Origin of the sequence: Seonamhaeicola sediminis (assembly GCF_004358095.2) — a bacterium.
Classification (GTDB): domain Bacteria; phylum Bacteroidota; class Bacteroidia; order Flavobacteriales; family Flavobacteriaceae; genus Seonamhaeicola; species Seonamhaeicola sediminis.
This window is the reverse complement of record NZ_SMZJ02000004.1, coordinates 138,249-163,421: the sequence shown is the minus strand read 5'-3', so window position 1 is coordinate 163,421 and position 25,173 is coordinate 138,249. Positions and strand designations below refer to the sequence as shown.

General features: G+C 33.4%; 20 protein-coding genes and 1 tRNA gene. 4 read left to right on the top strand and 17 right to left on the bottom strand.

Going from position 1 to position 25,173, the window contains the following annotated elements:
• Window positions 1-828: 828 nt before the first annotated feature.
• From E1J38_RS07100 to E1J38_RS07085, 4 genes are all read right to left on the bottom strand, one after another.
• Window positions 829-3,384 (bottom strand): adenosylcobalamin-dependent ribonucleoside-diphosphate reductase, encoded by a 2,556-nt coding sequence (locus E1J38_RS07100; RefSeq protein ID WP_133355351.1) that lies wholly within the window; start codon window positions 3,382-3,384, stop codon window positions 829-831.
• A gap of 194 nt (window positions 3,385-3,578) precedes the next feature.
• Window positions 3,579-4,538, bottom strand: a complete 960-nt coding sequence (locus E1J38_RS07095; RefSeq protein ID WP_133355350.1) for a DUF3078 domain-containing protein — start codon at window positions 4,536-4,538, stop codon at window positions 3,579-3,581.
• A gap of 70 nt (window positions 4,539-4,608) precedes the next feature.
• Window positions 4,609-5,787: an AIR synthase related protein gene (locus E1J38_RS07090; RefSeq protein ID WP_133355349.1), complete on the bottom strand. Its 1,179-nt coding sequence runs from the start codon at window positions 5,785-5,787 to the stop codon at window positions 4,609-4,611.
• 83 nt (window positions 5,788-5,870) lie between these two features.
• Window positions 5,871-8,057: a glutamine synthetase III family protein gene (locus tag E1J38_RS07085; protein WP_133355348.1), complete on the bottom strand. Its 2,187-nt coding sequence runs from the start codon at window positions 8,055-8,057 to the stop codon at window positions 5,871-5,873.
• Window positions 8,058-8,308: 251 nt separating this feature from the next.
• On the opposite strand from E1J38_RS07085, the gene E1J38_RS07080 reads away from it, so the two are divergent.
• The gene (locus E1J38_RS07080) at window positions 8,309-9,331 is read left to right on the top strand and encodes a glutamine synthetase beta-grasp domain-containing protein (protein WP_133355347.1); all 1,023 of its coding nucleotides are present in this window, start codon (window positions 8,309-8,311) and stop codon (window positions 9,329-9,331) included.
• A 78-nt stretch (window positions 9,332-9,409) separates the two neighbouring features.
• Here E1J38_RS07080 and E1J38_RS07075 read toward each other — a convergent pair whose 3' ends face one another.
• Entirely contained in the window at window positions 9,410-10,354 is a 945-nt protein-coding gene (locus E1J38_RS07075; RefSeq protein ID WP_133355346.1) for a calcium/sodium antiporter, read from the bottom strand.
• 755 nt (window positions 10,355-11,109) lie between these two features.
• On the opposite strand from E1J38_RS07075, the gene E1J38_RS07070 reads away from it, so the two are divergent.
• On the top strand, window positions 11,110-11,262 hold the full coding sequence (locus E1J38_RS07070; RefSeq protein WP_116524365.1) for an SsrA-binding protein: 153 nt from the start codon (window positions 11,110-11,112) through the stop codon (window positions 11,260-11,262).
• On the opposite strand, the gene E1J38_RS07065 is transcribed toward E1J38_RS07070, so the two are convergent.
• The 5 genes from E1J38_RS07065 to sqr all read right to left on the bottom strand — a co-directional run bounded on the left by E1J38_RS07065 (window position 11,263) and on the right by sqr (window position 15,177).
• Window positions 11,263-11,856 carry a nucleotidyltransferase family protein gene (locus tag E1J38_RS07065; protein ID WP_133355345.1) on the bottom strand — a complete coding sequence of 198 codons (594 nt, stop codon included), beginning with the start codon at window positions 11,854-11,856 and terminating at the stop codon, window positions 11,263-11,265.
• 1 nt (window position 11,857) lies between these two features.
• Window positions 11,858-12,880 (bottom strand): XdhC family protein, encoded by a 1,023-nt coding sequence (locus E1J38_RS07060; protein ID WP_133355344.1) that lies wholly within the window; start codon window positions 12,878-12,880, stop codon window positions 11,858-11,860.
• A 247-nt stretch (window positions 12,881-13,127) separates the two neighbouring features.
• Window positions 13,128-13,601, bottom strand: a complete 474-nt coding sequence (locus E1J38_RS07055; protein WP_133355343.1) for a DsrE/DsrF/DrsH-like family protein — start codon at window positions 13,599-13,601, stop codon at window positions 13,128-13,130.
• Window positions 13,602-13,623: 22 nt separating this feature from the next.
• The gene (locus E1J38_RS07050) at window positions 13,624-13,932 is read right to left on the bottom strand and encodes a TusE/DsrC/DsvC family sulfur relay protein (RefSeq protein WP_133355342.1); all 309 of its coding nucleotides are present in this window, start codon (window positions 13,930-13,932) and stop codon (window positions 13,624-13,626) included.
• Window positions 13,933-13,944: 12 nt separating this feature from the next.
• On the bottom strand, window positions 13,945-15,177 hold the full coding sequence (gene sqr / locus E1J38_RS07045) for a type III sulfide quinone reductase, selenoprotein subtype (RefSeq protein ID WP_133355341.1): 1,233 nt from the start codon (window positions 15,175-15,177) through the stop codon (window positions 13,945-13,947).
• A gap of 286 nt (window positions 15,178-15,463) precedes the next feature.
• On the opposite strand from sqr, the gene E1J38_RS07040 reads away from it, so the two are divergent.
• Complete coding sequence (locus tag E1J38_RS07040) at window positions 15,464-16,798, top strand: OmpP1/FadL family transporter (RefSeq protein WP_133355340.1); 1,335 nt, start codon at window positions 15,464-15,466, stop codon at window positions 16,796-16,798.
• 94 nt (window positions 16,799-16,892) lie between these two features.
• Here E1J38_RS07040 and E1J38_RS07035 read toward each other — a convergent pair whose 3' ends face one another.
• The 7 genes from E1J38_RS07035 to E1J38_RS07000 form a co-directional block, all read right to left on the bottom strand.
• A complete protein-coding gene (locus E1J38_RS07035) occupies window positions 16,893-17,081 on the bottom strand; it encodes a YgaP family membrane protein (protein WP_186525830.1) in 189 nt (62 codons plus the stop codon).
• Window positions 17,082-17,088: 7 nt separating this feature from the next.
• On the bottom strand, window positions 17,089-20,280 hold the full coding sequence (locus tag E1J38_RS07030) for an efflux RND transporter permease subunit (RefSeq protein ID WP_133355339.1): 3,192 nt from the start codon (window positions 20,278-20,280) through the stop codon (window positions 17,089-17,091).
• A 7-nt stretch (window positions 20,281-20,287) separates the two neighbouring features.
• Complete coding sequence (locus E1J38_RS07025) at window positions 20,288-21,364, bottom strand: efflux RND transporter periplasmic adaptor subunit (protein ID WP_133355338.1); 1,077 nt, start codon at window positions 21,362-21,364, stop codon at window positions 20,288-20,290.
• Window positions 21,365-21,370: 6 nt separating this feature from the next.
• The gene (locus E1J38_RS07020) at window positions 21,371-22,678 is read right to left on the bottom strand and encodes a TolC family protein (protein WP_133355337.1); all 1,308 of its coding nucleotides are present in this window, start codon (window positions 22,676-22,678) and stop codon (window positions 21,371-21,373) included.
• Window positions 22,679-22,868: 190 nt separating this feature from the next.
• Window positions 22,869-23,522 (bottom strand): DUF2202 domain-containing protein, encoded by a 654-nt coding sequence (locus E1J38_RS07015; protein ID WP_133355336.1) that lies wholly within the window; start codon window positions 23,520-23,522, stop codon window positions 22,869-22,871.
• Window positions 23,523-23,794: 272 nt separating this feature from the next.
• Complete coding sequence (locus E1J38_RS07010) at window positions 23,795-24,262, bottom strand: hypothetical protein (RefSeq protein ID WP_133355335.1); 468 nt, start codon at window positions 24,260-24,262, stop codon at window positions 23,795-23,797.
• Window positions 24,263-24,376: 114 nt separating this feature from the next.
• A tRNA-Arg gene (locus E1J38_RS07000) sits at window positions 24,377-24,450 on the bottom strand.
• Between the two features lie 82 nt (window positions 24,451-24,532).
• Here E1J38_RS07000 and E1J38_RS06995 point away from each other — a divergent pair.
• On the top strand, window positions 24,533-25,168 hold the full coding sequence (locus E1J38_RS06995; protein WP_133355334.1) for a Crp/Fnr family transcriptional regulator: 636 nt from the start codon (window positions 24,533-24,535) through the stop codon (window positions 25,166-25,168).
• The last annotated feature ends 5 nt before the right edge of the window (window positions 25,169-25,173 follow it).

Here is a 25,173-nt window from a genome sequence, read left to right as displayed (position 1 = left end):
TTTAATTGGTGACCAAAAATACGATAAATTATGAATTTATAATAGTTGATATTATGGTATAAAAAATATAGCCTTTACGTTCTAAAAGCAACTATAAAATAAGTGTGTAAAAAAGGATACCCACTTGATTTTGTAAAAATTTTCAACTACCTTCGTTTACCAGCTGATAAACTCAATTAAAACTGATTTTATCTTTTAGATGATAGCACATTCGCCAAAGGCGAACTTTAATCTGCGCTGCTTCGCAGACAATGCATCTTAAAGCATGTGCTATCATCTGCAGGGTTAAACCAAATTACTACTAAAACCTATCCTAAAAATATCGCCTTCTGCGGGCTTCGAGCCAAAACGTGCGACATCGTCGGTTAAAAGTAATTTGATCCTGCTTCTCNTACACAAAACCGATGATAGCACATTCGCCAAAGGCGAACTTTAATCTGCGCTGCTTCGCAGACAATGCATCTTAAAGCATGTGCTATCATCTGCAGGGTTAAACCAAATTACTACTAAAACCTATCCTAAAAATATCGCCTTCTGCGGGCTTCGAGCCAAAACGTGCGACATCGTCGGTTAAAAGTAATTTGATCCTGCTTCTCGAATTCCCAAGCCAATAAATTCTACAATTTACGCTTCGCTTTCGCGAAGCTAATTGACAATCAATAATTAGAGAGTATATGGAAGTCCTTTTCTCTAATTATTGCTCAAGAATTTATTATCTTTTCATTCTCTAAGCAGAACTACGTTTAACCCTGCAGGTAAACGAAAACCGAAAATTTAATAAAAAAAGGAAGTCAAACGACTTCCTTTTTTACATTAGGTTATTGATTGCTAACCACACTTAGAAGAACCACAGTCCTTACAAGTTAAACAACCCTCTTGGTAGATTAAATTATCTGAATTACAATTGGCACAGGTTTGACCTTTAGCTTTAGTACCATCGGCCACATAACGCTTTAGCGCTCTACCTACACCATTTTTCCATGTATTAATAGACTCTGTATCTAACTGCAAACTATTAATTAAATCAACAATTTTATCAATTGGCATACCATGACGCAGGGTACTTGAAATTAGTTTTGCGTAATTCCAATATTCTGGATTGAATTTATATGATAACCCTTCAATCGTAATTTTATACCCTCGTTTGTCCTTAAACTGAAAATCGTACCTTGAGGTACCATCTTCATTTCTATTCTTAATAATCAACCCATTGTTTACCCATCTTGGAATTAAAATCCCATCTTCATCATCAATTAAACCTGTAAATATCTCATAAGGTTTATCATCTATGAGACCAATAAAAGCAATCCACTTATCCTTGTTATTTTGAAATCTAACCACATCTGCTTCCAGTATTTGAGGCCGCTTAATTGGGAACGGTGTTAACGTATTACTTGTTTCTTCTTCTTTTTTATCGTCGTTAGATATGAGCACTCCAGAGCGGGATCCATCCCTGTACACCGTTACTCCTTTACAACCCACTTCCCATGCTTTTAGATACAATTCACCAACCAATTCCTCAGACACATCATTTGGCAAATTGATAGTAACGCTTATAGAATGATCTACCCATTTTTGAATAGCGCCTTGCATACTTACTTTACTCAACCAATCAACATCATTTGAAGTTGCCTTGTAGTAAGGTGATTTTTTAACCAAATCATCTAATGCTTCTTGAGAGAAATTTTGAGTGGTATCAATACCATTCACTTCCATCCACTGCTTAAATTTATGATGAAAAACAACGTATTCTTCCCAAGAATCACCCACTTCATCAACAAAATCTACACGCACATCTTTGTCTCCCGGATTTACTTTTCTTCTGCGTTTGTAAACTGGTAAAAATACTGGCTCAATCCCAGAAGTAGTTTGCGTCATTAAGCTGGTAGTTCCTGTGGGCGCTATGGTAAGTAGGGCAATATTACGACGACCATACTCCAACATTTCATAATACAACTGGCTATCAGCCTCTTTTAATCTGTTTATAAACGGATTTTCCTTTTCTCTATCTGCATCAAAAATGGTAAACGCCCCGCGTTCTTTTGCTAAATGCACTGATGCTCTGTAAGCCTCAATTGCAATGGTTTTATGTACTTCTAATGAAAATGCATTACCTGCTTCACTACCGTATTGAATACCTAACGCTGCTAGCATGTCTCCTTCTGCAGTAATTCCAATACCTGTTCTTCTTCCTTCCTCTGCTTTTCTTTTAATATTGGCCCATAAATTACGCTCTACAGCTTTTACTTCATCTAATTCGGGGTCAGAATCTATTTTTTGAAGAATTACATCAATCTTTTCAAGTTCTAAATCAATAATATCATCCATGATTCTTTGTGCGTAAGCTACATGTTTTTTGAATAAATCAAAATTAAAATTTGCTTTTTCCGTAAACGGATTTTCAACATAAGAGAATAAATTAATGGCTAATAACCTACACGAATCATAAGGACACAACGGAATCTCTCCACATGGATTTGTGGAAACTGTTTTATAACCTAAATCAGCATAACAATCTGGCACAGACTCATTAATGATGGTATCCCAAAACAAGATTCCTGGCTCTGCAGATTTCCATGCATTATGAACAATTTTATTCCACAAATCTTTTGCTTGAATGGTTTTTAAAGTTTTTGGGTTACTGCTAAAAACAGGATATTTCTGAGTATAATCAGTTTCATTTTTAACGGCTTTCATAAACGCATCATCAATACGAACAGAAACATTGGCACCTGTAACCTTGCCTTGTTCTAACTTGGCGTTTATAAAGTCTTCGGAATCTGGATGATTAATAGAAACAGACAACATTAACGCCCCTCTTCTTCCATCTTGGGCTACTTCTCGAGTAGAGTTTGAATAACGCTCCATAAAAGGTACTATTCCTGTTGAAGTTAAGGCTGAATTTTTAACCCCAGAACCTTTAGGTCTAATATGTGATAAATCATGGCCAACACCTCCTCTTCTTTTCATGAGTTGCACCTGCTCCTGATCAATTTTCATGATACCCCCGTAAGAATCTGAATCTCCAGAATTTCCTATTACAAAACAATTTGAAAGTGATGCAATTTGGTACGGATTTCCAATACCTGCCATTGGACTTCCTTGTGGTACGATATATTTGAAATTTTTGATTAAATCAAAAACCGCCTCTTCACTCAAAGGATTCGCATATTTTTTCTCTACCCTAGCAATTTCTTTTGCTATTCTAATATGCATATCATTAGGTGTAAGCTCATAAATATGACCTTCAGAATCTTTTAAGGCATATTTATTTAACCACACACGTGCAGCTAAATCATCATTTTTAAAATACTCTAGAGAGGCATTAAAAGCTTGGTCTTGGGTGTAAGTTTTTGGTAAGGCTTTGGTTAAATTGTCTTTCATGAGGTTAGTTACAGTTTAATTCATAATGGATTAATAAATTTAAACCGTGAATATACTTAAACTAATCAACTTGTAACATGACAAAAATCATAAAGTTGACACAAAAAACAAGTTAAAAAACTGATTTACAATTAACTAAAAATTTATCAACATCAAAAAGTTAACAAATTTTCAAAAATTTATTAGAAGTTATTTTAAAAATCTACTGCAAATCCAACCCCTAAAAATTGCTTCCACTGCACTTTGGCTCCAGCTTCATCAAACTCGCCATCCACATCAGTTTCTTTCTGGGTTTTAACATCATCATCATATCTAATATGAGAACCAAATCTGGCACGAACATAGTTATTTACCTTAAAATCAAAATCGAGCCTCCAATCTAAATCTATATTACCAAAATTATTAATATAATCAGTATACAGACTTATATTATTTACCATATTGATATTTTCTGCCACCTCCATCTCATAACTGTTTGTTACCAAAATACCCAACTCCCTTCTCACACGTTTGCCAGGAATTAATATATCTCCTTGATCATCCAGTACCGCGGCATCAACACCAAAAGCTCCAGAATTAGCTAAATCTTGGTCCAAGACAAATGTGGCTTTTAATGTTACCGGTGAAAAATAGACAGACACTTTATCAATATGTCTTCCATATTCCATACCTCCTCCAAAAAACAAATAACCAGGCGCCATAAACCTTGAAATCGGGTCATCTGTATTTGGATATTTAAAACCATTAGCAAATTGTGTTCTAAAATTTAATCGTGCCGAATAAAACCAATTAGATAAACTATCTGGCCGGTAGCCCATGTTAGAATTTATTTCAATTAAATCGTCAGTCTTCCTTAACTCCTTAGACTGTTGCTTATTCAATCCATATCGCATAACCAAGTTATTGCGCCAAGTGAAATATTTATCTGAATAGTTCCTAGAAGACTCTAAGCCAACAAGCCCCGAAATGGAATTAACACCACCAGCATTCCAGTTAACAAATGCTACCTCACTGAGATCTATAGAAGCTTTGTTTTTTACTTTCCATTGAGGTCCATCGTATTTTTTTGGTTTTTCTTTTAAATAAAGTGAATCTGGTTGCGCATTAGAAAAAAGAAACGAGAAGCAAACTAGGGCCAATAGAATGTATCGCATGATATATGTTAGGTTATTTTTAAACAATCACTTATCAACAATCATACCGCTTTTGATAAGTAAAAAAAATCTAATAGCTAAACTCCCCAAACTCACTTTTTATTGTGAGTCTCTTTTGTTTAGAAGCCTCTACTTTACCAATAATTTGAGCTTCAACATTAAACGATTTTGAAATTTTAATGATATCGTTTGCAATTTCTGGGCTCACATACAGTTCCATTCTGTGTCCACAATTAAAAACTTGATACATCTCTTTCCAATCGGTTTTTGATTGTTCTTGAATTAACTTGAAAAGTGGAGGAATTGGAAATAAATTATCTTTAACTATATGACTTTCATCTATAAAATGAAGTATTTTGGTTTGTGCCCCTCCAGAACAATGCACCATACCATGAACAGTGTTGCTGTTATAAACAGATAAAATTTGTTTTATAATTGGTGCATAGGTTCGTGTTGGCGACAACACTAATTTACCCGCATTAATAGGAGCACCTTCAACAGCATCTGTTAATTTTACATTACCCGAATACACTAATTCTGAAGGAACTGCTGCATCAAAACTTTCTGGAAATTTTTTAGCCAGATAGTTATTAAACACATCATGACGTGCTGAAGTCAATCCGTTACTGCCCATGCCACCATTATATTCCTTTTCATAAGTTGCTTGACCAAAAGATGCCAAACCTACAATAACGTCGCCTGGTTTAATGTTAGCATTATCAATAACATCGCTACGTTTCATTCTAGCGGTAACCGTAGAATCTACAATAATGGTTCTCACCAAATCACCTACATCGGCTGTTTCACCACCGGTAGAGTGAATGGTAACACCGTGCGCTTTTAAATCGTCAAGAAGTTCTTCAGTTCCATTTATGATGGCTGAAATTACCTCACCTGGAATTACATTTTTATTTCTACCAATGGTAGATGACAACATAATATTATCAATTGCTCCCACACACAATAAATCATCAATATTCATGATGAGTGCATCTTGAGCAATGCCTTTCCAAACAGACACATCACCTGTTTCTTTCCAATACATATAAGCTAAAGACGACTTTGTACCAGCTCCATCGGCATGCATAATCAAACAATAATCATCATCATTTGTTAAATAATCAGGCACTATTTTACAGAATGCCTTTGGAAACAACCCTTTATCAATATTCTTAATAGCATTGTGAACATCTTCTTTTGATGCCGAAACACCACGTTGTGCATAACGTTTTGAAACTTCTTGACTCATAATATTATAATGTGCTGCAAAGGTAGTTTTTTGAATTAAAAAATCCCGCCTTTTTAAAGGCTGGATTTAACATATTATAAACATCAACGCGTAAACAATAATTCCCTATACTTTGTTAGTGGCCAAATTTCATCATCAACCAAAAGTTCAAGTTTATCACAATTATAACGTATATCACTAAACAAAGGTTTAACGTTATTACTGTAAGCTTTTGCCCGCTCCTCTATATCTTCTAATTTATTGGCTTTTCTACGCTCATCAATCATCTTGGTAACGTTAGCGTTAATACTCTCAATATGTTTTGATATTTCTTCTATCAAACTAATTTGCTCTTTTGAAACCGATTTAAAACTAGAGCCAAAAATCTCCTTTAACCCCTTCACATTTTCAACTAAAATATTTTGATATTTAACCGCTGTTGGTACAATATGATTTCGAGCTATATCTCCCAATACACGACCTTCAATTTGAATATGCTTAATATAGGCTTCTACAGCTACTTCATATCTTGCACGTGTTTCAACTTCGCCCATAACTTCCATCTCTTCAAAAAGTTTTAAACTCTGTTTAGAAATTCTTGCCTTTAATGCCTCTGGAGTAGTTTTGTTGTTACTTAAACCACGTTTTGCCGCTTCCTTTTCCCAAGTTTCATCATAACCATTGCCTTCAAATAAAATGGGTTTACAAGATTTTATGTATTCACGCAACACATTAAAAACAGCTTCGTCTTTTTTCAATCCTTTACCATCAATTAGCTTATCAACTTCTAATTTAAACTCTTTTAGTTGTCTAGCTACAATGGTATTTAAAACCGTCATAGGGTCAGCACAATTGGCTGTAGACCCTACCGCTCTAAATTCAAACTTGTTACCTGTAAATGCAAATGGAGATGTTCTGTTTCTGTCAGTATTATCTAAAAGAACATCAGGTATTTTACCTACTACATTTAGTTTAAGTTCTGTTTTTTCCTGTGGAGACAACTTACCTTTTGTTACACCTTCTAATTCTTCTAAAACTTTGGTTAACTGCTCTCCTATAAAAATTGACATAATTGCAGGAGGCGCCTCATTAGCACCCAACCTATGTTCATTACTAGCCGAAGCTACCGAAGCCCTTAATAGCGTTTCATGCGTATAAACTGCTTTAATAGTATTTATAAAAAAGGTTAAAAACTGAAGACTGCTCATTGGGGTTTTCCCAGGAGACAAGAGGTTAACACCCGTGTCTGTAGACAATGACCAATTGTTGTGCTTACCAGAACCATTCATACCAGCAAAAGGCTTTTCATGCAACAACACTTTAAAGTTGTGACGTGAAGCAACTCTCCCCATAATATCCATTAACAATGAGTTATGGTCTACCGCCAAATTAGCTTCTTCAAAAATAGGTGCTAGTTCAAACTGATTAGGTGCTACTTCATTATGTCTTGTTTTTGCAGGGATACCCAAAAGCATACATTCATTTTCCAAATCTCTCATGAAATTATATGCCCTAGTAGGAATAGAACCAAAATAATGGTCATCAAGTTGCTGCCCTTTTGCAGAAGAATGTCCTAATAAAGTTCTCCCCGTTAAGGTAATGTCTGGTCTGCTGGCAGCAAGTGTTTTATCTATTAAAAAATATTCCTGTTCCCAACCTAAGGACGATGACACTTTTTTTACATTTTTATCAAAATATTTACATACATCGGTAGCGGCAGCATCAACCGCATGAAGCGCTCTTAACAATGGTGTTTTATAATCTAAAGCCTCTCCTGTATAAGCCACAAAAATAGTAGGAATACATAAGGTAGAACCATATATAAATGCAGGAGAAGTAGGGTCCCAAGCGGTGTAACCACGTGCTTCAAAAGTATTTCTAATACCCCCACTAGGGAAGCTAGACGCGTCTGGCTCTTGCTGCACTAACTGTCCTCCATCAAATTTTTCAATGGTGAACCCTTCACTAACAGTTTCAAAAAAAGCATCGTGCTTTTCTGCAGTTGCTCCTGTTAATGGCTGAAACCAGTGTGTATAATGTGTAACACCCTTAGAAAGCGCCCAATCTTTCATAGATACGGCTACTTGATCTGCAATAGCTCTTCCTATTTTGTCCCCATGTTCTATAGCGCTTTTCACACTTACAAAGGCGTCTTTTGTTAAATACTGACGCATGGTAATTTCATTGAAGACATTTTCCCCAAAAATCTCAGATCGCTTTTTGGTTTCCTCAAAAATTATTGGTTTGTGGGCTAGCGATTCTTTTACAGCATGAAAACGTAATGTAGGCATTGACTTATTAATTTGATTTGTTAATGGTTACAAAATTAATTATAGTGATTTAACCACAAAACAACACGTTAACAATTTTTCAATAATTATATAAAAAACTATACTTTTTTTAAAATATACCCTAAAAAAATGGGGGATAAACAAAAATAACATAGCTAAATATTAAAAGACCCCTCAAAAATTTAAAGTATTTACATAAAAATATATATTTGTGCTGATTAGAAAATAAGATTTAAATTAAAATATCCATTATGGCAAAAATTAAATTAGAGTACATTTGGTTAGATGGCTACAAGCCAACTCAGAATATGAGAAGTAAAACCAAAGTAGAAGAGCACGAAAACTTTCAAGGAACTTTAGAAGAATTAGAAAACTGGTCTTTTGATGGATCGTCTACAAGACAAGCATCTGGTGGAGCTTCTGATTGTATCTTAAAGCCTGTAGCTATATACCCAGATCCAGAGCGTAAAAACGGATACTTAGTAATGAGTGAAGTTTTAAATGCAGATGGAACACCTCATGAATCTAATGGTAGAGCTACTATTGATGATGATGATAATGACTTCTGGTTTGGTTTTGAGCAAGAGTACTTCATAATGGATGCCCATACTCAATTACCGTTAGGATTTCCTATTGGTGGTTACCCAGCTCCTCAAGGGTTATATTATTGTTCTGTAGGTGGTAGAAACACTCACGGTAGAGATTTAGTTGAAGAGCATGCTGATTTATGTATTGCTGCAGGATTAAACTTTGAAGGTATTAACCAAGAAGTTGCTTGTGGACAATGGGAATTTCAGTTATTTGCTAAAGGTGCAAAAAAAGCTGGTGATGAAATTTGGGTAGCTAGATACTTACTAGACAGATTAACTGAAAAATATGGCTACTATATTGAATATCATCCAAAACCATTAGGAAAAGAAATGGATTGGAATGGTTCTGGTATGCACGCAAACTTCTCTAATACAACGTTGAGAACTTGTGGAGATAAGGCAACTTACGAAGCGATTTGTGAAGCTTTCCGTCCAGTAGTAGATGAACATATTGCTGTTTATGGAGAGTTTAACGATCAACGTTTAACAGGTCTGCACGAAACTGCTGCGATTACTGATTTCTCTTATGGAGTTTCAGACCGTGGGGCTTCAATCCGTATTCCAATTATCACGGTTGAGAAAGGCTGGAAAGGTTGGTTAGAAGATAGAAGACCAGCATCTAACGCAGACCCATACAAAGTTGCGGGTAGAATTGTAAAAACTGTTAAATCTGCTAAAATATAATTTAGCAACAGATTTTGTTCATAAAGGAAAAACGCTTACCAATGGTAAGCGTTTTTCTTTTTCTTTATTTGGTTAATTTTAACTTCGAGTAAAAATAAAGAACATCAAAACTCCATAAGCCGCAACCAAAACCATACCCTTCATTCTACTAATTTGCATACGAGTTGGCAAAAGTATAAGAGGTATTAAAATAGCAGCAAAACCCAGCATCCAAAAAATATCGTTATTTAAAATTGAGGCTTCTGTAACTGGAATTGGCTTCACAATAGCTGTTAGGCCTAAAACCGAACCAATATTAAAAATATTAGATCCAATTAAGTTTCCTAAAGAAATTGCTTTTTCTTGTTTTGCAGCTGCAATTACAGAAGCTGCTAACTCTGGCACACTGGTACCAATGGCTATCAATGATAACCCAATTACACCTTTACTTACTCCTAATGTCAAAGCCACCTCTTCGGCACCTTTTACTAACCATTCACTTCCAAAATATAGAGCCGCTGCACCTATTAGCAACCAAATTGTAATTTTAAAATTAGATACAATGGCTAGGGCATCATCAACTTCTTCAACTATTTTACTTTTTTTAGAACTCTTTATCAATATATACAGAAACAGTAGTAACCCAATAAATAAAATAGCGCCTTCTAAAGTAGATAGTTTATTGTCATTTTTTAAGAAGAAATAAAGTGCCATGGAGAAAATCATCATTACTGGCCAGTTGAGTTTGTAAAAGGTTCTGTCTACCGCTATAGCTCCAACCAAAGCTGTTACCCCTAATACCAAGCCTATGTTAGCTATATTAGAGCCTACTACATTATTAATGGCAATGGCAGGAGAACCAGATAATGCCGCATTTAAACTTACCAGTAGTTCTGGTGCAGACGTGGCAAAAGATACCACAGTCATACCTATCACCATTTTAGAAATATTGAATTTAAAAGATAATGCTACTGAAGATCGCACTAAAAACTCACCACCTATTACCAGTAAAATAAAACCTAGGATGACCCAAAGTACACTCATATAATTTTTTTTACGAAGATAAATTAAAGTGAAAAGTAATAATATGAAAAGTAAAAAAGTTTTTTAAAACTATATTTTCGTTAATCAACTTTAAAAATAGTTTTAGACTTTTAAAGGTTAAAATTTGATTACAGAAAAACTCACAAACAATGAACAAGAAATTATGCACATTCTGTGGAATCATGAAAGAGCAAACATCAAAAGACTAAGTTGAAAACTTAATTAATTTAGAAAAGGACACATTAATTTTACTGGAAATAATATTATCAAAGATACTTTTCTTAGAGTGTCTTTTTTTTTAAAGATATATTTTATAAAAAAGATAAAACTCATAAAAACCATCACTTTTTAAATAAAATCCCCCTAGGCTTTCAAAATAGACCAAAAAAAAACCCTACAATTGTTTTAAAATGAAACAAAACAAATAAAAAAAATTACTAATAAAAACTAAAACAAAGACATTAACTTAATTAATAAAACCAAATTCATTTTTTTTATTACAATTTCATATTCAATTTCATCGATTTTTATCAAAACGTTTGGAGGACACCTTTCTAAATATATATCTTAAAAAAACATTGATATAAAAAACTATTTACTAACCCTTTAAACCTTAAAAATATGATGACACTTGCCAAAATTGTAGTTGACGTAATTCTTATAATTTTATCACTGTTCTAAATGCTTAAAAAAGTAAAACTTAGTTCTAGAATAAGTTTTACTATTTTTACACTTTAAAGTAAGTACTACAAGAGATGCGAAAGCAACTATTTAAAATTTTAGCAAAAATTAATAAAGTGGTTCTACCCAGTTATACCAAAAGAGGTTTAGACATTGCTAAAGCCTCAAAACTGCAACTAGCTATTATTGGGTGGCGGTGGTATGTTACTAAAAATGCTTTGGGTTAACTAACCTTGTGAAAGCTTATCATAATCTTCTGATAAATCAATATCTACAAGTGTTTTTTCACTTTTAGAAAATACAGGCACAACATTTAGTTTCTTATTATTTAATAGAGACCTGGCTCCCTTATCTCCCTTTAATTCTAAAAGAGTCTGATAGTATTCTTTTGGAAAAATAGCAGGAACACCTTTATTATATTTGTATTGAGACGCTACAATAGTATTGGTTTTTTCAAAAAAAGTTGCAATCATTAAATCTATATATTTGGAGTCTACAAAAGGCTGATCTGCTAGCATGACCAAAACAGCATCTGGAATACTTTCTAGTGATTGAACATAATTTATTCCTGAAATAATACTAGTGCTAAGACCTTGTTTCCAGTCTGGATTATAAATAAAATCTACTTTGCTTTTACCTACATGATTTTTTATGACATCGGCATGAGCGCCTAGAACACAAAATACATTATTAGCCTTAGATGCCAAAGCATTGTGAATGGCATTCTCTAAAAGTGAGGTGTTCTTAAATGGTAACAACTGCTTAGTCTTTCCCATTCGGGAAGCATTACCTGCTGCCAATATAAGTATGGAAACTTTCACTTTAACAGTGCAATTTACCGTTAATAGCTTTTAAAGAAAAAGGTTCTCTATGTCTAGTAACCGCTAAAATTTCTGAAAGTATAGACAACGCAATTTCTTCAGGAGTAATAGCTCCAATATTTAAACCAGCAGGACTATGAATACTTTCCAACAAACTTTCATCTAAATCTTCAATGTATTCAAATAATTCATTTTGAAGTTGTTGTCGTCTTTTTACAGAACCCAATATACCTATATACGATAGTTTACAATCTTTCAACTTTAATAGATAACGCAAGTCTTGAGCGTAATTGTGTGTCATGAGTACAACTGCACATCCATTATCAATTTTATTGGTTGTAAAAGCTTCTGGTGTACTGGCAATTACCGATTTTGCGCCTGGAAAATCTTTTAATGTCTTCGGATCACTTATTGAGGTAATAACATCAACTTCCCAACCCAAAAAAGCAGCCATGTTACAGAGTTTCACCGCATCATGCTCACCTCCTATTATCAACAATTTAAAACAGGGTGGTAAAGTTTGGTTAAAGGTTTTAATATCTTGCTCTAGTTTATCAGGATGAAAACTATCTGAAAATGTATATGATTGATTATCCTTAAATGTTATTACAGAACCAAAATTCCCAACACAATCATCTTCTTTCTTAAAATATGACTCTATTTTAAAGGTATTACGGTTTTCAATATTTTCAAAAAAAGCTCCCTTCAAAACATCTGAAACAACCAATGGCTCTATTAGAATATATAAATAGCCTTCGCAACCTAGACGGTAACGTCCATCATAAACCATTACTTTAGGCTTACCTGTAGCAAAAACTGATTGTGCTCTTTTAATAATTTCTTTTTCAACACAACCTCCACTTACTGCTCCCACTGCAGAGCCACCCTCAGTCAACAACATTCTAACTCCAGGTTTTCTGTATGAAGAACCATCTAAATCTACCACAGTTATCAAAACACACTTAACCGCTTCTTTTTGATATTGAATAGCAGACTCAATGATTTGAACTAATTCGTGTGTCATTAATTTCAGTTTACAAACTAAATATAAGGATTATTTAGGTTGAATAAAGTTTCAAGGATTTTGTTTAAAAAAAAATTTAACCTTTTTTCTTTCTATAGTTAAAGGTTGAAGAAACTATAGCAATACAACATACCTATAAACAAATCATTTTATTTTCTCATTAACACCGACTAATTTTGGTTAAATACTAAATTAAAAGCAAGCTCAATGAGCTTGCTTTTAATTCAATATCGTTGCTGGTTCTTAACTAAATAAAAACGATCTGACAACCATCTTGATCTGCTCTGTTGTAAAAATCACCAACGGTTAAAATACCATCTAACTCATCAATTAAATCATCCTCTTTTAAATGGAACATTTCATAAGCTAATTTACATGCCCAAAGCTTACATCCTGAATCTGATAAAATCTCTATAAACTCACTCACAGGTGGCATATCAAGTTTTTCCATTTCTTTTTTCATCATTTTTGTAGCCAGTGCCTCCATACCTGGCAAACCCCCAATCATTGTTGGCATATGCATTGCTGGGTTACCCACTGTTGCTACGTGTAAATGATCCATCTTCTTTTTTTGAATAGCTTCCAATCCAAAAAATGTAAAGAATATTTCGGCTTCAATACCTTCCATTCTTGCCCCATTTGCCATTATAAACGCTGCGTAAGCATTATCTATGTTAGCTTTTGACAAAATGAACATCATTTTTTTTACTTTAGTTCCCATGACTTATTTTTTTAATTCTTAATTAAATACAACTTTTAGGCTTAGGTACGCCTGCTATTTTAGTTGAAACTTTTAACGGACCTCCAGGAAATAAAGCATAAAATTGCTTGATATCTATAACACCACTTTTCTTAATTCCTCTTATTGATAAAGCTACTCCTTCATTCACTTTATTTTGAATCCAGTCTACAACTTGCCAATGACTATCGGTCATTTCTATATTATGCTCGTTGGCTATTTCAGTACCAATTTCTTTAGTCCACTGAGAGAAGTCTGTTAAATACCCTTCCTCATTAACATCAATTTCCGTTTGTGCTATTACTTTTTTCATTTTTATTTAATTTTAATCTATATTTTTTCCTTTAATACTCATATTTCTTGAAACAAATGGTATTGGAATACCTTTAAGCAACATATTCCAATAAATCCATCTAAAAGCCAATTTTCCCCAATGATTAAAAACACTTTCCTTAAGTAGTCTTAGTGGCCCTATTCCTGCAAAAGGAAATGTGCCTTCAACAGGTTCTTGTTCGTAGTTAAAATCTATTAAAAGAGCCTTATTATCTCCTGTTTCAATAAAACAATTGGCATGACCATCAAACTCTTCTTTTAATGGTTTCCCTTCTACATAAAGCAGTATATTATCTGTAAGTGTTTCTGCTTGGAAATGTGCTACAGATCCTGCTTTTGAAGCTGGCACATTAGTAGCATCACCTATTACAAATATATTTTCGTGTGCAAGAGACTGTAAAGTATTATGATGGGTTGGCACAAAGTTTAAATCGTCTCCCAAACCAGAACGCTCAATAACCTCATCACCCATATTTGTTGGTACGGTAACCAATAAATCAAAATCGATTGCTTTATCTGCATAGTCAATAATTTTATTGTTATCATTATCAACACGTTCAATAGCAAAATCAATTTCTAAATTGATGTTTTTTTCTTTTAGTAAATATCCCAAAGACTTAGAACATTTCTCCTTTGTGAAAGCACCTGATAAAGGCGTTACATATGTTATTTCAACCTTATCTCTAATTCCCTTTTTCTTAAAATAAGAATCTGCTAAAAATGCAAATTCTAGAGGTGCTACAGGACATTTAATGGGCATTTCTGTAATATGTATCACTAATTTACCTCCTTCCCATTCTCTCAATTTATTTCTTAATGCTAAAGCACCTTCATAAGTATAAAAGTCGAAAATAGACTTATACCAATTATCTCCCAACATGCCTTCTACCTCATCTGGAGCAGTTTTAGACCCTGTTGCGATAATTAAAACATCATAGTCTAGAATATCATCCTCCAAATTGATTTTGTTCTCTTCTGGAAGAATTCTGTCAATCTTCTTTTGAATATAATTTACACCCTTAGGAATAAATTTCTTCCCCTCTTTTTTTACTTGCTTTTCGGTATAAATATCAAATGGTAAAAACAAGAAACCAGGTTGATAATAATGTGTTTTATATTGATCAACTATAGTTATTGTCCATTCCTTTTTTGTAAGCTTTGAAACCAAATGATTGGCCATCATAGTTCCAGCTGTTCCCGCTCCTAAAATCACTAAATTTTTCATTTCTTCTTTTGATTTTGTTATGATTAAAAATTGAAAAAAATAACTTTTTAATCTTGGGTAAAATTACGCCTAAACATCTTTACAAAAAATGACAAAAGTCATGTAAACCCTTATGTAACAAAGGTTACACAAGGATTCTATCTTTAAAAGAAAGCTCTAAATATGACAAAAATCATAAAAAAGAACACCTTCTCTGGAGTAACTTTGAGACAATATTTTTTATACTTAAACAAACATGAATCGAGACTCATATTTTACTTTAGTTCATGTCCTAAATATTTCAATTATGAAAACTAATTTTTTAAATTATCTGTTATTATTCTTTACAACAGCCGTTTTCTCTCAAGCAGGTCATATCATGCAAGGTGTTGGAGCTGTAAATATGTCTATGGGAGGCGCTTCTACGGCACAACCGCTAGACATTTCTGGCGCCATACAATGGAACCCCGCTGCTTTATCAACATTTGATAAAAAAATCATGAAGTTAGATGTTGGTTTATTCTTTTCTTCCCCTGAATTGTTTTCTACAGTCCCAACACCCAATGGACCCTTTAGCGGAAATACAAAAGATGATAGAGGTATGTCTCCTATGCCAGCTTTAGCTATGGTTTGGGGTAATGAATCTAGTAAACACACTTTTGGTGTTTCTGCTTTTGGTATTAGTGGTTTTGGGGTTACTTTTCCAGAAAGTATGTCAAATCCTATTAATATGCCACAAAACATGAGAGGCTTTGGACATATAGAGTCTGATTATATATTACTACAAGTAGGCTTATCATATGCTTACAAACTATCTAATAAATTTTCTATTGGTATACAACCAAATATCAATTATGCTACACTAGAATTAGCTCCAAATCCACTAGCTTCTCCAGATTTCCCTCCTGAAATGGGCGGTACCGGAAAAGGATATCCAACAAGTGATAAGGCTTCGGCTATTGGCTACGGAGCACAGTTTGGACTATTCTTTGATTCTGGTATGGGGTTAAAATTAGGGGCATCTTATAAAACAGCTCAAAAATTTAGCGAATTCGAATTTAGCAACACCTATTTAGATGGTTCTCAAGCTCCTGATGCTCAATTTCAAATGGATTACCCAGCTATTATGTCCATTGGCTTAGGCTACTCCGAAGGAAATATTGATTTAGCATTAGATTTCAGAAGAGTTATGTATGAAGAAACTGAAGGTTTCAAGACAAGTGGGTGGCAATTTGCAAGTAATGGCTTTCCAACTGGCTCAGTAAATGGATTTGGTTGGAAAAATATTTCAATTCTATCTGCTGGCCTTCAATACAAAGGTATTAACAAGTTACCGCTAAGGTTTGGTTACACTTATAGTTCAAATCCAATACCAAAAGAATTGGTCTTTTTTAACATACCAGCAACAGCCATTATAAAAGATGCCTATCAATTTGGATTAAGCTATGAAATAAATGATACTTGGAAACTAGACGCTGTATATCATTATGGTGATAGTGGAGATGCAACAAGTGGCAATATTTTAGATTTAGCACAAATTTCCCCAAATAATCTTCTTGGTGCTGTTCCTGGTAGCGAGGTGTCTTATGAAATGACTACCTCAATGATCCAATTTGGTATTAGCTATACATTTAATAAATAAGCAGTTTTAAATTATTATTAAAAAAGCAAGCTGAATTAGCTTGCTTTTTTTTTGGTCAACTAAGACCTCTAACCTAAACCAATTAAAGGAATAACTAATTCTTTACTTTAAATACTTTTTCTAAAATAGTTTCCATAAGGCACCATTTAGTAATTCCTGATTGCAACAGGTTAACTCCCACAAAAGCAGTAAACCACAACCAATTAATATTAACTTTTAAAGCAAGTATCACACTTATTAAAACAAATGTTCCTGCAATAACTCTTATTAATCTATTTATCATAATACTATTATTTATAATTTTTACGTTCAATTAAGTAATATACCAGCGGCACAACTAATAGCGTTAAAACCGTAGCGGTTATAGTGCCTCCCATTAACGAAATAGCCAGTCCTTGAAATATTGGGTCAAATAGTATTACAAAAGCTCCTATAACAACGGTACCTGCCGTCAATAAAATAGGTGTTGTTCTAACAGCTCCTGCTTCAATAACCGCTTGCTTTAAAGGTGCTCCTTCATTTAATCTTAGATTTACAAAATCTATTAGTAGGACTGAATTTCGCACCATAATACCCGCCAATGCAATCATTCCAATAAAAGATGTAGCAGTAAAAAAAGCGCCTAACATCCAGTGCCCAAGTATAATACCTACCATTGATAGCGGAATTGCCACCATCATAACAACAGGTGCCTTAAAGTTTTGAAACCATCCTACAATAAGCATGTAAATAATAATAATAACTCCTAAGAAAGCAACCCCTAAATCTCTAAATACCTCAAGTGTAACTTGCCATTCGCCATCCCACTTGATAGTGTAATCATCTTCAAAATCGGGTTGCTTGATATAAAGTTCATCCATTTTATAACCTTCTGGAAGATTAATTGCTTTGAGCTTATCTGACATTCCTAAAATTGCATAGGCTGGACTCTCAAGTTCACCTGCCATGTCTGCCATAACATACACTACCCGTTTTTGATTTTTACGGTAAATACTCTTTGCTCTTACTTGTTCATTAATACTAACTAAATCGCCAACACTCATCATATTGCCATGTTTAGTTTTTATTTGAAGTTGTGCTAAATCTGTTAAAGCGGACTTATCTTTCTCATCTAAAGCCAATACAATTCCTACTTGTTCTGATGCAGCTTCTTTATATAATGTTGAAACTGTATTTTCGTCCATAGCTAAGTTCATGGTGTAAACTATTTGCTCTGGAGACACCCCATACAACATAGCCTTTTCTTTATCTATCTCAAACTCATATTCGGTTTGGTCATCTTCAACCATCCAATCAATATCTACAACATCTTGGGTGTTTTTTAATATGTCTTGAACTTCATTAGCAACTTCAATTTGTTTATCATAATCTGGTCCGTAAACCTCAGCCACTATAGTTGACAAAACGGGTGGCCCTGGTGGCACTTCCACAATTTTTATATTAGCATTAAACTTTGAGGCTATCTTTTGAATCTCAGTCCGTACTAATTTGGCTATATCATGACTTTGTTCAGATCTATCATGCTTATCAATTAAATTTACTTGAATATCTGCCATATTACTACCACCTCGTAAATCGTAATGACGCACCAAACCATTGAATGTTATTGGAGCCGAGGTCCCAACATAGCTCTGATAATTTATAACCTCTGATCTTGTAGACAAATAATGTGCTATTTCTTGAGTAACAACCGCCGTACGTTCTAAAGTAGTACCTTCTGGCATATCTATAACCACTTGAAATTCATTTTTATTATCAAACGGCAGCATTTTCACAGCAACCGATTTAGTAAAAAACATAGATAACGACCCCAATAACAAAACAATGGTTACACCTAAAAAGACCCATCGCTTTGTTTTGTTTTCAATAAGCGGACGCTCAAATCTTTCATACATTTTATAAACAAAGGAATCCTCCATCTTCTTTTGGATGGCCTCTTTTCCCTTTTTATCTTTTTCTCTTAAAAATAAAACCCCTAAATACGGTGTGATGGTTAAAGCTACAAACAACGATAATAACATTGCTATAGAAGCGCCTATAGGCATTGGACTCATATAAGGTCCCATTAAACCAGATACAAATGCCATTGGCAATACCGAAGCTATTACAGTAAATGTTGCTAAAATTGTTGGGTTCCCCACTTCATTAATTGCATATAAGGCTGCCTTATCAAAAGGTAGTTTTTTCATTTTGAAATGACGATGCATATTCTCTGCTATAATAATGGAATCATCAACAACGATACCCGTAACAAATACCAAAGCGAATAAGGTTATTCGATTTAATGTATAGTCTAACATATAATAGCTTAATAAGGTTAAAGCGAATGTAATGGGCACTGATAAAAACACCACCAAACCACCACGCCAACCCATGGCTAACATAACTACAAAAGTTACCGCTATGATGGCTCCAATAAGATGCATTAAAAGTTCAGACACTTTTTGCGAAGCTGTTTCACCATAATTTCGGGTAACCTCTACGTGAACATCATCAGGAATTAAGGTTTGTTTTAAATACGCTACTTTATCTAAAATAATATCAGATATTTTCATAGCATCGGCACCTTTTCGCTTTGCTATAGATATGGTAACCGCAGGATATTCTGATTGGTAAACTCCTGATTTTTCACTTGCTTGTCCAAACCCAAGAGACACATAACTTTTAGGCAATTCTGGGCCGTTAATTATGCTAGCCACCTGTTTTAGGTAAATAGGTTGATTTTGCTGAACTCCAACCACCAAATTTTCTACATCTTCAACAGTTTCTAAAAACTTACCAGTAGTTACAAGAAATTCAGTATCAGCTCTATTGAATTTACCAGAACTTAACTGATGATTATTGGTTTGAATCATTTTGGATACCGATAAAAAATCCAATCCACTAGCTGCGAGTTTATCTTTATCAATTACTACACGTAATTGACGATCTCTACCCCCTATTTTTTGAGTAATTGAAACATCATTAATTTTTTTTATTTCATTGTTTAATTCGTTGGCTATTTGTTTCAATTGAAAATCATCATAATTCTCACTCCATAGTGTTAAGCCTAACATAGGTACATCATCAATGGCTCTAGATTTTATTAAAGGCATAGTAACACCTTTTGGCATGATATCCATATGGCGATTTATTTCATTATAAAGCTTTACAAATGACCGCTCAATATCTTCGCCAACATAAAACTGAACAATCACCATTCCCTGTTCTTTCATTGAGGTTGAGTATACATACTCTACTCCTTTAATGTTAGAAAGTAACTTTTCTAAAGGCTTAATGACTCTGCTCTCTACCTCGGTGGGACTTGCTCCTGGATATCCTACAAAAATATCTGCCATGGGCACATTTATTTGAGGCTCTTCCTCTCTAGGAATTAAAAATGAACTGTACACCCCAATGACCATAAAAACAATCATAAGAAGTACCGTAAGCTTAGAATTGATAAAGCCTTTGGCTATTTTTCCTGCTAATCCTTCTTTCATAATAATGTTATTGGATTGTTACTTTAGCGCCATTAAAAAGTTTAGTTTCAGATGATATGATATAAGTTTCATCTGCATTCAAACCAGATAGCACCTCAACTTTATCACCGTAGATTCTACCTAACCGTAACCAGCGTAATAAGGCTGTATTACTTTGACTTACCGAGTAAACACCAGACAACTCACCTTTAGTTACAAGTGCTGATATTGGAATTAAAATTGATTTGGAACTATCTGAATCGTTAATAGGAAACCGAACGGTAGCAAACATTCCTGTAAGGAGATTAAGATCTGTTTTTTCTAGCAATACCTTGACTAAATATTGTCCTCCGGTGTTTTTGGCAGAGGAGCTTACTTCAACAACCTTTCCTCGTAATAAAGTACCCAAAGATTTTACTTGAACAATAACTTCTGTTTCCTTCTTAACATTAGAAATTTCTGTTTCAGGAACCATAGCTGTAACTTTAAATTCTCCAGGAGATTCAACCTCTAACAATGGCATACCTGGATTTGCAATATCGCCTTCATTAATAAATTTATTACTTACTACACCACTAAAAGGCGCTATAATATTAGCATAGCTAAACTGAGCCTCTATCTCCTTTTTCATTTGTTTGGCCGCCTCTAAGCGCGCTTTAGCCATATTGTATTGTGCTGTAATATCATCTAACTCTTTTTGAGAGGCACTATTACTGTTAAATAAGCTAACAAACCTATTATAGTTTTTCTCGGTATTGGTGTAAGCTGCCTCAGCTTCTATAATACTTGCATGTATTTGAGCTAATTTTGCTGATAAGTCATTATTACTAATACTTAGTAACAATTGACCCTTGGCTACTTTATCACCTATCTTAACGTGAATTTTATTTACATGTCCCATTATTCTGGTACTAAGGTTAGAACTTTTTACAGCTTGAACTTTACCACTAACCGCCAGAAATTGATTATCAACATTATTAACAACCTGAGCTATTTTAACATTTATGGCTTTATCATTATTTTGTTTTTCATCTTTATCGCTACCGCAACTAGCCAACATTAAAAGGACTGCAATTAATGAAAACTGAAATATATATTTCTTCATAGTTTTTTATTCTTTTGTTAAAAATTTTAAATAGGCATGAGCATAGTTATACTCAAAAATAATTTGATAATATTCTAATTGTTTTTGGGCATATTTAGTTTCTGCCATTAACAAATCGGATGTTTTTTCTAGACCTTCTTTAAATCTGTTTGTAAAAATTCTTAAAGATTCTTCAGATTGCTTCAAAGCCAATGCTGTTAAATCTAATTTATTTTGAGCATCAGTAAGCATACGGTTTGCTTTGTTTAACTCTAAATTACTTTGTGATACATATTGAGAATATTCCAGTTTAGACTTTTCAAATTCTGCTCTACTTTTTTGTGATTTTGCAATGCGTTTAGAACCTTGAAAAATATCCCAACTTAATTGGGCTCCAAATAAATAGCCTTTAGCATCTGCTTGAAAGATTTCATCATCATACAACTCATAACTTCCAAACGCATTTAGCCTTGGAAGAAAAGCCATTTTATCTGCTTTATAATTAGCTTGATAAGCTTCTGAAACCAACCCCATAGCTTTAATATCAGATCTGTTTTCAGAAACCCGTTTGTTTATTGTTGAAACGCCAAACACCAATAAGCTATCTGTAGGTTTATAGATTGTATAAGCATCATCATTCATTAAAAATGAGAGATAATTGGATGCATTTTTAACATTACTCTTAGCAGTCTGTAATTGGTTTTTAACTTCTGTTACCCTTACCTCTATATTTAAAACATCTGCTCTTTGTAAATATCCTTGATTAAAACGATCATCGGCTAATTTTTTATTGGCCATAGCGGCTTCCAAAGCTTTTTCGAGAACTTCAACACCTCTATAAGCCAATTGTAATTGCATGTATGCTTTTTCTACTTCAAGTTCTAAATATTCGGCTGTTCTTTCTTTTTTAAAAAACATGGCTTCCATTTTAGATTTAGCAGCTTTGCGCTGATAAAACCCATCAATATTAATTAAAGGTTGTTTTATCTCTAGTCTTGTTGCAAAATTTTCAATCTGTGAGGGATCATTTAACAATGCCGGATTAAAATCGTTTTGCGTTAAAATTTCCTGATTTAATTTTGAACCGAAAGCCATTAATGGGTTTGTAGTGGCCATTCCGGTATGACTCGCCGTAATACTTGGAAGAAATACCGCATTGCTTTGTCTAAAATCTGCTTTTGCCTGATTAAAGTCTTCATTTGAAATTTTAATAGATAAATTGCTATCTGAGACTTTAGATAATACGTCTGCTTTAGTTATAAAAACTACTTCCTGAGCTATAAGCATGGAACTGCCAATGAATGACATAGTTAAAAAGATTATTATCTTTTTCATCTGTTTGTTTATTCTTTTAAAATGTTTAGAGGTCACCGTTGATAATTAAAAGAACCATATTTTTCAATAAATTATGGTTCTTTTAATTGTTTAGATTTTGTTAAACTCAAATTTATTCGTGCAAAAATAGAGTAGTCTTTTGAGTATGTTTGTAACATAGGTTACAGCTATAAAAAAGTATTAAGTACTTTTATTGATTACACTTTTCTTGAGTGTCATTAATAATGCTAGAATATTCGGTAGAACTTAAATATTGAGGAGTATATGTGTCTCCATTATTTTCTATAGCTTTTACAAAACTTCTTAAATGGTTTCTAGAGCCACATTGCAAACTTTTAAACACTGATACTATGGATGAATTAGACATCTTATCTATAAAATTTTGCAAATCAACAATATCTAAATCTTCTATGGTTGCTCCAATCTGAAGTGCTTTTGCTTTACTAGTTGCTCCATTTGTTTTAAATTCATCATATAAAGCTTGTAATTCTTGGTTATTGAATTCTCCATAAGGTAAAATAGTATACTGTATATCGTTATTTTCTAATAAATTTACGATGGCATTCATATGTGTTTGTTCACTCTGTTTTATGTTATTGAATTGATTTATAGCCCACAAATCACCTAAAAACGTATAAGTATCTCTTGCTAATTTTTCTTCTTCTAACATAAAAAGGAGAGCGTCTTTATCTTCATCACCAAAAGTTTCTTCTTGTTCAGTGATGTCCTCCTGAATAATGTCATCTTGAATAATGTCTTGTACATCCGAACTGCTACTACAACCTAAAATGGAAAGCGTTAATAATATTGTTATTAAGTTGCTTGGTATAATTAATTTTTTCATTTTATTGAGATTTTAAATTATAAATAAAGGTACAGCACCCCAAAGCAACAGGTAGTAACTATTGTTACATAAAATAAAAGATCTCTAACAAAAAAAAGCACCTATAAATAGGTGCTTTTCACTATCAACCAAAAAACCAAATATCTTTACGCTCTATACTAGCCTTTTTAGACTACATGTATAAGAAAATAGGTAAAGACAACTTACTGTTATAAACCCCTTAAGTAAAAATGCTATTAATTAGTTCAGGGGTTATATAAAACAATCAACTTCTAAATCTTTTTTCCGTTTCGCATTAGAAATCCTTTTCTTATTTCTTTATTATAATGCTCTTCAAACCATTCTGGCTGTTCTATGTCATTATCAAAAATATAATCTGAAATCTGATTTAAATCTTCTTTTGCAATTATTAGTTTTGGCATAACCCCAAACCTTCTTACTGCTCCATACATTCTTGCATTATCTTCAGTTTGGTTATCAAACCAATTCTGTATATCTTCTGCAAACTCCTCTTTGGTTGTATTGGCGGCTACATAATGTTTTTTTACAGCAATCATGGGTGGTGCTAACCTTTGCTCATGATTAGCACTAGGACTATGGCACACATAGCATTGACGCTCCATTAAAACTTTCCCTGGATGCTCCTCCTGATTATTACTTCCAACAGCATAAGATGATTTTTTTGAATCTTGACAGCCAACAAGAAATACCAATAAAAATAAAGGAATAAAAGTCTTCATAAAATAAATTACAAAAGCAAATGTAACTCCATGGGAAGCTAAAATATGTAACAAAGGTTACAAAACTAAACACAAAAAAACCCACAAACCTTAATAGTTTATGGGTTTTACTTGTGACCACGGCAGGATTCAAACCTGCAACCTCTTGAGCCGTAATCAAGTGCGCTATTCAGTTGCGCCACGTGGCCGTTTTTGTGCGTGCAAATATACTATTTATTAAAACTATACCAAACTATTTATTTCAAATTTATAAATGCTTATTTTTGAATTATGACAAAAGAAATACTTTACCAAAAATTCGGCTATATACTAGATGATAGCCTAATAAATGAAATTATAAATGTTGGGGTTTTTAAATCTTTTTCTAAAGACGATATCATAATTGATATTAATCAACCCATGCTCTACATTCCTCTTTTATTAAAAGGTCATATAAAAATTTTAAGAGAAGATAATGAAGGTAATGAACTACTTATTTATTTTTTAGAAGCTGGAGAAACCTGTACCATGTCTCTTACCTGTTGTATGGGTACATCAAAAAGTAAAATAAGAGCGGTGGCAGAGCAAGATTCTGATTTAATAATGATTCCAGTTCAAAAAATGAAAGAATGGTTTCACGGCAATGAAAGTTGGCGAAATTTTATTCTAGAAAGCTATCAAATACGTTTTGATGAAATGCTAGATGCCATTGATAGTATTGCCTTTTTAAAAATGGATGAAAGGCTCCTTAAGTATTTAGTCAATAAATCAATACTAAATGAATCAGATACCATTTTGGTAAAACATCAAGAAATTGCTGAAGATTTACACACTTCCCGTGTGGTGATTTCAAGACTATTAAAGCAACTTGAAAATGAGAAGAAAATAAAACTTGGAAGAAACAAAATTGAAGTTATTACTTCTTAGGTAAC